The organism is Marinobacter antarcticus (assembly GCF_011049865.1).
GTDB lineage: Bacteria > Pseudomonadota > Gammaproteobacteria > Pseudomonadales > Oleiphilaceae > Marinobacter > Marinobacter antarcticus_A.
On sequence record NZ_DRGY01000020.1, the window covers coordinates 1 to 9,247 of the forward strand.

A 9,247-nucleotide genomic window follows, 5' to 3' on the forward strand; every position below is an offset into this window, starting at 1 on the left:
CCCGCCGATGACCGCATTAATATTCGTATCATTCGCCGCAAGGGAGGCCGGTAAGCCTTTTTCTTGGCCGGCATCGAGAAGCTGTTTTGCAAGCCCCTGCTGTGTGGCGAGGCTGACGGGCGTTACTCCATGCAGCGGCTGATCGATAACCACTACAGCTACCTGCGAAGCATTGGCCAGAGCACTGCCGAACGTCAGTGCAGCGCTTCGGTCGGTGGTGATGCCGTGCATGTACATTACGGTTTCCAGGGGCGTGGTGCCATCGTAGCTTGCCGGGTAGAAAACCATGATGGGCACGGTCACGTCTTGGGTTTTGGTAGGGAACGGGAACCGATAGTTGACTACCTTGCTGACCGCAGAGCTAGACTGAGCCAGCTCAACACCCAGCTGGTCGCCTGCGGCTGCCGCCAATGCTGCATTAGCAGTCCAGCTTTTAGTATTGATGACAGAGCCTTCTGCGTCGGAGGAACCGGTTGGCACGCCCAGATAGTAAGGCAGGTCGATCGTGCCCTGAACCAAATTCACTTTGCCGAAGTCAACAAACTGGCTGGCAATGGCCGACACCTGGGTTACGTCTTGTGGAACACCAAATGCAGCGGTAGAGCTCTGATCTGCAGGCGTTGGTAAAAGCTTTGCGGTTGTAAAGGCACCGACAAGGCCAGCGGCCTGGCCGTCAGCGACAGTGTCTGCGGCTATAACCGCATTATTACCGACCGTATACAGAGTGAAAAAGTCAGTTGTTCCTCCTTCGCGAGCGTCCGAGACAGCTTTGAAGCGGGCCGAACCCAATATGGTTTCTTTGAAGAACGCTTTCGGATCAGCAATGTACTGAAGCACCCGCTGGTCGTTGGAGGTTGTAAAACTGTATGAGACCGCAATATCGTTTTCGGTAAGGGTGTTATCGGGGCGCGCCTGATTTGGCACGCCGAAGAAGCTCGCGGCTACTTTTTCCCAAAATGAATCAACAATTTTGCGAACAGGGGCCAAGGCGGTTGGATTGCCAAGCACGCGTTCAGGGTCTGCGATGTCGCGATAAATTGGATCCTGAATAATCGGATCCCCATTGATATCTAGCACTTCCTTGGTAATCACAACCAGATAACGGGTGAACGGTTTGAGTGGTTGTGTCGGGTTGATTCGGATGGCAGAAGTGCCATCTAAAGAAACGACTTCAGCAACGTACTCGGGCGCCTGTGTTAGCCCATATAGATAACCACCCGCTGCGGCTTGGTTCCGGCCACTGAGATCCTGGGGCGCGCTGCCTGCGGCTACCTGGGCTGTGATCGCGAGGGGAATCGTTGGTGACTCGCCAGCGCCAAGACCGCGCACAGGATCGCCGCCGGCATATTGGAGTCCAATCAGGAAAACGTTCTGCTTGGGGTTTGGAATTACAGTGGTTGGGTCAGTTGGATCAGCCAGAATGAAAGCTCGAGAGTCAACGGAATCGGGATCAATCTGCCCATTAAATTGCACAACTGCAGGCGCTACAGACGAAGCACCGCTCAACTGGTTCAAAGCAGTTGTAACTGGAGGTGCAGTGTCTGCAACTTGAAAGGAACCATCCGCTTCGTTAATCGATGTTTTTGGGTCATCCGAGCGGAAAATCAGATCGTTGGGGATTGGCAAGTTGCCCGTGACCGGGTTAAAAATTGGCCAGGTCTTTCCATCTAATTCTGGATTGGAGATTTTATAATCCGGATTAGCATTCGCCCCCTCATCACCGCCGCTAAGGCAGCCTGTTAGCCCAAGGGAAGACGCCACGGCAAGACTTATTAGAGTTTTCTTGAACATGGGTGGAACCTTTTCCTGTTGTTGTATCGTTATGTTCGGCAACTAACGGGGCCGCTCTGATGCGGTAAACCCGGTGTCAGTGGCCTGTTCTGCTCAAATCGTTACCTGAAATTGTAGCCAGCGCTTCAAGCCAATTTCTGTACCTGTGACTATAGCGCCACTATTGCCAGTGTTGATCAGCCAAAAGTGTGATTCTTGCGATTCGGGTCCTCCTCGCGCACAGGGGCGTTCGGTCTTTATCAAAACTAGTTGGCCGGGCACTGTTTGTCGAGCCTCTGCGGGCTATTTGAAACCTGAGAAATCCGGTTTGCGTTTTTGCATGAAGGCGCTGAACGCTTCGGCGGCTTCCGGCGATTTCAGGCGCTCTGCGAACAGTTCGCCCTCGGCCAACATGGCTGCTTTAAGTTCTGCGCGGGTGGGGCCGCTGAGGAGCTTTTTGGTTGCGCGTATGGCGGCAGGTGGCTGACTTGCGAGCTGCTGGCAAACGTCGAAGGAAGCTTTTTCAGTGTCTCGCTCTTTGGATTTTCTGGTAAACTCTGCGTCCTGTTTTTGACGTTTAGATCATAACGAGACCAACCTGATGAGGCGCCCATGACCACCATAATCCGCCAGGATGACTTGATTGAAAGCGTAGCGGACGCGCTGCAATTTATTTCCTACTATCACCCGAAAGATTTTATCCAGGCTGTTCATGAAGCCTATCTGCGGGAGGAGTCGCAGGCGGCCAAGGATGCCATGGCCCAAATCCTTATAAACTCGCGCATGTGTGCCCAGGGCCACCGGCCGCTGTGTCAGGACACCGGTATTGTGACCGTGTTTGTGAATGTCGGTATGAATGTGCAGTGGGACTGTGAGATGGCGCTGGACGACGTGATTAATGAAGGTGTTCGTCGTGCCTATACCCAACCAGACAACATTCTGCGGGCATCCATTCTGGCGGATCCGGATGGTAAAAGGCAGAACACGGGAGACAATACACCTGCCATTATTCACTACAAGATTGTGCCGGGTGACACGGTCGAAATACACGTGGCAGCCAAAGGCGGCGGCTCTGAAGCCAAATCCAAGTTTGCCATGCTGAATCCTTCGGATTCGGTGGTGGACTGGGTGCTGAAAATGATCCCGCAGATGGGTGCGGGCTGGTGCCCCCCTGGCATGCTGGGTATTGGTATTGGCGGTACGGCCGAGAAGGCCATGGAAATGGCGAAAGAATCGCTGATGGACCCCATCGATATCCACGATTTGCAAGCGCGCGGTGCGGCCAATCGTGCCGAAGAGTTGCGCCTTGAGTTGTTTGATAAGGTGAATGATTTAGGTATCGGTGCTCAGGGCCTTGGCGGCCTGACAACCGTGCTGGATGTGAAGGTAAAGGACTATCCTACCCACGCCGCTAACAAACCGGTTGCGATCATTCCAAACTGTGCCGCCACCCGCCACGCGCACTTTACGTTGGATGGCACTGGCCCGTCGCTGCAAACGCCCCCGAGCCTGGACGATTGGCCGGAGATCACCTGGGAAGTGGGTGAAAACGTGCGCCGGGTGAATCTGAATACCGTTACCCCGGAAGAGGTCAAAGAATGGCAGCCGGGTGAAACGGTTTTGTTGTCCGGGAAAATGCTGACCGGCCGCGACGCCGCGCACAAGAAAATGGTTGATATGATCAACAATGGCGAAGAGCTGCCGGTGGACCTGAAAGGCCGCTTCATCTATTACGTCGGCCCGGTCGATCCGGTGCGTGAAGAAGTGGTTGGCCCCGCAGGCCCCACAACCGCCACGCGCATGGACAAATTTACCCACACCATGCTGGAGAAAACCGGCCTCACCGGTATGATCGGTAAAGCCGAGCGAGGTGAGGCAGGCATTGACGCTATTCGCGAATTCGGTGCGGTGTACCTGATGGCGGTAGGCGGCGCTGCGTACCTGGTGTCAAAAGCCATCAAACACGCAGAGGTGGTGGCCTTCCCGGAACTGGGTATGGAAGCCATTTACGAGTTTGATGTGGAAGACATGCCGGTGACCGTTGCGGTGGATTCCCGGGGTTCGTCCGTGCATCAGACGGGGCCGGCCGAGTGGCATGAGAAAATCATTGCGGCCAAGGCGGTCTGAGGTCAGGTAGGCGTTAGCTCGAGCAACTGATATTCATGTGTTTGCCCCAGTTTGGCGGCATTGCAGCGTATCGTTCATGCTCGGGCCGTTCGTCATACGGCCGCTCCAGAACCTTTATCAGCTCTTTCATGGGCTCGTAATCACCATTCTGTGCTTCCAGAATCACCTGTTGCGCCAGATAGTTCCGCAAAATGTATTTTGGGTTCGCCCGGCGCATCTCGTGCTCACGCTCGTCATGGGCGCGGGTTTCTTTTCCCAGTCGCGTCTCATAGCGCGCCAGCCACTCATCTGCCACTTCACGATCCACAAACAGATCCCGCACGGGTGCGTTGCCGTGGGCGCGAAGGTTGGAAAGCGCGCGGAAGAAGGCGGTGTAGTCGGTATGGTGCTCGTTGAGCATGCTGAAAGTGTCCATGATCAGGCTCAGATCCGCTTCGTTTTCCTGCGCCAGGCCGAGTTTGTCTCGCATGTTTTGTAAAAAACGCCCGTTGTAGGCCGCTTCGTATCGCTTCAACTCATTGCGGATGGTGCTTTCATCCATAACCGGCAGGAGGGCGTTGGCCAGGTATTGGCAATTCGCAAAGCCCATCTGGGGCTGGCGGTTATAGGCGTAACGGCCACCCTGGTCGGTGTGGTTGCAAATGTACCCTGCATCAAAGTCGTCCAGGAACGCGAAAGGCCCGTAATCGAAGGTGTCGCCGATGATCGACATGTTATCGCTGTTCATTACACCATGGCAGAAGCCGACCGCTTGCCAGTCCGCAATAAGACGGGCGGTGCGCTCCACCACTTCTCCAAACCAGCGGGCATGGCGATCTTCCTCTTCCAGCGTTATAAGATGTGGAAAGTGAAGCGCGATTACGTGCTCCAGTAAGGTTTTTACGGCTTCCGGGCTTTCGTGGTGTGCGGCAAACTCAAAGTGACCAAAGCGAATATGACTCTGGGCTACGCGCACCAGCGCTGCGGCGGTTTCAATGGATTCCCTGCGTATCGGGTCCCGGGCGCTGACCATAAACAGAGCTCGGGTGGTTGGAATACCCAGCCCGTTCATGGCTTCGCTGCACAGGTACTCACGAATGGTTGAGCGCAGAACCGCCCGGCCATCCCCAAAGCGGGAATAGGGCGTCATCCCGGCGCCTTTCAGGTGCCAATCCCAGCGACGGCCATCGGGGCCTAAGGTTTCCCATAAAAGAAGACCGCGACCATCACCCAGTTCCGGGTTGTACATGCCAAACTGGTGGCCGGTGTATTTCATGGCGACCGGGTCCATGCCCTCAAGCAGTTCCGTGCCTCCGCCGATTTTGGCCCAGTCGGCCTCGTTGGTAACGTGAAAACCCATGTCTTGCGCAAGGGTGTGATTGAAGCAGGCCATTTTTGCGTCTTTCAGCGGGGAGGGCTGCACGCGGGTGTAGAAGCTTTCCGGGAGTTCCAGGTAGCGATGCTCAACGCAAAAACCGTTGCTGCTCATAAAAACCTATACTCCCATCGTGTAGTACGAATTGTGGTGCGAATTCTGATAAAACCAATTAACTGATCCAGTAAAACATTCAGTAAAACATTCAGTAAAAACGGAAACCCTAACGTGCCTGACCGCGAGATTACAGCAACGATCGATGACCTGATTGAAGAGGAAGGGCTGCCTAGCCATTACGCTGCCACCGTAGAGCAGACCATCCTGCCCATGATCGAACACATCGTCTCGTTGAGACGTGCAAAAAACAGAACCGTCGTGGTGGGCATTAACGGTGCCCAAGGCACTGGTAAATCCACCTTGGCGCTTTTTTTGCGCGCTCTGCTTTGCGATCACTGGCGCTGCCCGACCGCAAGCTTTTCGCTGGATGACCTCTATCTTACCAGAGCCGAACGTAGGGCACTCGCCGAGCAGGTGCACCCTTTGTTGGTGACTCGAGGCGTGCCCGGAACACACGATGTGAAGCTTGGCAGGCGGGTGATTGATCAGCTTCGAACCGCCGGTCCAGGCGATCAGACTCGCATTCCCGCATTCGACAAGTCTTGTGACGACCGGGTTCCTCTGGCCGAATGGCCCGTTTTTGACGGCAGGGCAGAGGTTATCCTGCTGGAGGGCTGGTGTGTTGGTGCTCTACCTGAAGGCGATGAAGCCCTTGCCGAACCCCTCAATACACTGGAGGCGGAAGAGGATCCTTCGGGCACCTGGCGAAGATACGTAAACCAGTGCCTCAAAGACACATATCATGAGTTTTTCGGCGAACTGGACAGCCTGATCATGCTGGAGGCGCCGTCGATGTCGCGGGTTCTGGAATGGCGCACCTTACAGGAGCATAAACTGGCAGAAAAAACAGATCGCGCCCGGAATTCTGCATTGAACGAAAAAGCGTTCGGGGGCGCCGCGCAGGCTGTGCGCATCATGAATGATCAGGCGGTCATTCGTTTCATTATGCACTATGAGCGGGTAACCCGATCCTGCCTTCAGCACCTGCCAAGCCGCGCGGACGTGCTGATCGAGGTCGCCGGAGACCATTCTTTGAGCCGCCCTCATTTTCGGGCTCAACCACAAAAACCCAGAGTACTTTTGCTCTCCGCCTATGACGCAGGCAGCCATCGCAACTGGAGAGAACAGTTGGTGCTCAGTCAGCCGGAATTTGAATGGCATGTGCTTTCTCTGTCTCCCAGGTTCTTCCGCTGGCGGATTCGGGGTAACGCACTGACTTGGCTGAACGAGCCGCTGTTGAAGGAGCATTGGGATCTGTTGCTTGTAACGTCGATGGTCGATCTGGCGTCGATTCGGGGGTTTCATCCGAACTTGGCCCACACGCCAGCGCTGCTCTATATGCATGAAAACCAGTTTGCCTATCCGGCATCCGATGAGCAGCACAACAGCGTTGATCCCCAAATGGTCAACCTTTACAGCGCTATTGCAGCCGAAGGCGTTCTGTTCAACAGCGACTGGAATCGACGGAGCTTTTTTGACGGTGTTGAAAAGCTTTTTCAGCGATTGCCCGATGGCATCCCGGAGGGCGCGCTCGAGCTCATCGCCGCGAAATCCCGGGTTCTGCCAGTGCCTGTGGATGATCGTGTGTTTCGCCAAGAAGCGGAACGCGAGAATCCCGAGGCGGCTGAGCGTTTATGGGGTAATGGCCCCGAGTTCCGCTCTGGTTTGTCGCCGTTAAGAATTGTTTGGGCCGCTCGCTGGGAATATGACAAGGGTCCTGACCGGTTGCTCGCGATTCTGCAGGAACTCGAGCGCAGAACGGTGAACTTTCAGGTGTGTATCCTGGGTGAGAGTTTCCGAAAAGTACCTGAAGCACTAACGACGATCCAACATCAGTTTGCCCATCGGCTGGTTCAGTTTGGTTACGCCCCAAGCCGCACCGAGTATTACCAGTGGCTGGGGAGTGCCGACGTGATTCTTTCAACCGCGCTGCACGAATTTCAGGGGCTGGCGGTGCTTGAAGCCGTGGCCGCAGGCTGCGTGCCCATTGTGCCGGGACGGGAAGTCTACCCGGAGTTGTTCCCACCGGAATACGTGTATCCGGACTGTGGCGATGACATCCCGGCCGAGGCGGCTTACGCAGCGGCGTTGATTGAGCGCCAGACTGTTCAACGATTAGCCTTGCCAGATGTGCAGCGTTTCAGCCGTGACGCATTGACACCGATATACAAGGCATTGCTGTTGGACGCTATCGATAATCGGGTTATGAAAACATACTCATTACACCCGCGCAGCCACATGGGGTATCCTGATTAAACACTCGAAAGTTCCGAGATTTAATACATGATGAAAGCAATTAAGGTAACCGGCGACTCCCTTAAATGGGAAGACTGTGCGAGCAATGAAGAGTTGCCTGCGGATCACGTAGAAATCGACGTTGTCTGGAGCGCTATTAACCGGGCCGATCTGATGCAGCGGGCTGGTGCTTATCCGCCTCCTCCGGGCGCTTCCGATATTCTGGGCCTGGAGGTGAGTGGCCGAATCGCAGCGGTGGGCAAATCGGTCACAGAGTTCAAGGTGGAGGATGAAGTGTGTGCCCTGTTAACCGGAGGAGGCTACGCCACCAAGGTGGCTGTCCCCGCGGTTCAGGTGCTGCCGGTGCCGAAAGGATTTTCGTTGAAAAAAGCCGCGGCTGTTCCTGAAGTATTTGCGACAGCCTGGTTGAATCTCTATCAGGAAGCAGATTTGCAGCCTGGCGAACGGGTGTTGTTGCATGCGGCTGCCAGTGGCTTGGGTACCGCCGTTATTCAGATTGCAACGGCCTTCGGAAACCCGGTATTTGCGACCGCTGGCGATGAGGAGAAGCTGCAAGTTTGCCGCAATCTGGGCGCAACTGGCACCTGGAACCGAAATGACGGCTCGTTTGTGGACGCGGTAAAGAGCTGGGGCGGTGTGGATATGGTGCTGGACCCGGTTGGTGGAAGCTACATCAAGGAAAATCAGCAAGTTCTGAGCGTCGATGGCCGGATTATTCTGATAGGTCTCATGGGTGGCCGATCGGCGGAAATTGATCTGGGCCTCATGTTGATGAAACGCCACAGGCTGATCGGCTCGACACTGCGGTCCCGTTCGGTGAGCGACAAAGGGCGTGTTATGCAGGCGCTTTATCGTCACGTTTGGCCGTTGTTGGTTGCGGGCCAGATTGAGCCCATGATCGACAGTACCTGGCCTATTGAGCAGGTTGAGGATGCGATGGCTCACGTGAAGGCCAACAAAAACACCGGAAAGGTTCTCCTCAAGATTGCGGAATAACCTCCCCGGCGTTGAGCGCCGTTTCACGGTATTTCTCTGTTGGAGCGGTGTTGTAGTCAACCTCTCATGTTTTATGGGGTTCTGCCCGGCGGGGTTACATTCCGGAATCTGAAGGTTATAATCGGGCACCGGCTCAGGATGAGCACGGAAAAGACACCATTTTCAGGGATTGAAGACATGCCCCAGGCAAACGGACTGCAGTTTACCGCCCGTGTTGGCGAACTCCCCTCTGATCTATTTTCCGTGGTTGGCTTTACGCTCACCGAACGGCTTTCCGAGCTATTCCACGGCCGCCTTGAATTAGCCAGCACGGATCCAGACCTGGATGCTGCGGAGGTTCTGGAACAACCGGTGGATCTGGTGGTGTGGCAGGATGGAGCGCCACTTCGCCGCTTCACCGGCGTGGTTAACGAGTTTGCCCGGGGTGACCCCGGCCACCGTCGCATCCGCTACGAACTCATCATTCAGCCGCCGTTATGGCGGTTAGGGCTGATGCACAACAGCCGCATCTTTCAAACCCAGACCACAGATACCCTCGTGCGCACGTTATTAGAAGAACGGGGCATAGTGAATTCGGTGTTTGATTTAAAACGTGCGCCCCAGGAGCGGGAATACTGCGTACAGCAC

5 protein-coding genes and 2 pseudogenes are annotated in these 9,247 nt (G+C 55.3%); 4 read left to right on the top strand and 3 right to left on the bottom strand.

The window, feature by feature from the left end:
• Positions 1–1,791, bottom strand: a pseudogene (locus ENI00_RS02330) (hypothetical protein); the annotation flags it as partial.
• A gap of 282 nt (positions 1,792–2,073) precedes the next feature.
• Positions 2,074–2,283, bottom strand: a pseudogene (locus ENI00_RS02335) (enoyl-CoA hydratase-related protein); the annotation flags it as partial.
• 99 nt (positions 2,284–2,382) lie between these two features.
• Between ENI00_RS02335 and ENI00_RS02340 the strand changes: the two are divergent.
• Positions 2,383–3,897 (top strand): fumarate hydratase, encoded by a 1,515-nt coding sequence (locus ENI00_RS02340; RefSeq protein WP_304098276.1) that lies wholly within the window; start codon positions 2,383–2,385, stop codon positions 3,895–3,897.
• Between the two features lie 13 nt (positions 3,898–3,910).
• Here the strand turns inward: ENI00_RS02340 and ENI00_RS02345 are convergent, their stop codons facing one another.
• A complete protein-coding gene (locus ENI00_RS02345; RefSeq protein WP_304098279.1) occupies positions 3,911–5,365 on the bottom strand; it encodes a protein adenylyltransferase SelO in 1,455 nt (484 codons plus the stop codon).
• Between the two features lie 114 nt (positions 5,366–5,479).
• Here ENI00_RS02345 and ENI00_RS02350 point away from each other — a divergent pair, with 114 nt between their 5' ends.
• The 3 genes from ENI00_RS02350 to ENI00_RS02360 all read left to right on the top strand — a co-directional run.
• Positions 5,480–7,624, top strand: a complete 2,145-nt coding sequence (locus ENI00_RS02350; protein ID WP_304098282.1) for a tRNA-queuosine alpha-mannosyltransferase domain-containing protein — start codon at positions 5,480–5,482, stop codon at positions 7,622–7,624.
• A 27-nt stretch (positions 7,625–7,651) separates the two neighbouring features.
• Positions 7,652–8,620, top strand: a complete 969-nt coding sequence (locus ENI00_RS02355; protein ID WP_304098285.1) for an NAD(P)H-quinone oxidoreductase — start codon at positions 7,652–7,654, stop codon at positions 8,618–8,620.
• Between the two features lie 177 nt (positions 8,621–8,797).
• A partial coding sequence (locus ENI00_RS02360; RefSeq protein WP_304098288.1) for a contractile injection system protein, VgrG/Pvc8 family occupies positions 8,798–9,247 on the top strand: 450 nt, incomplete at its 3' end.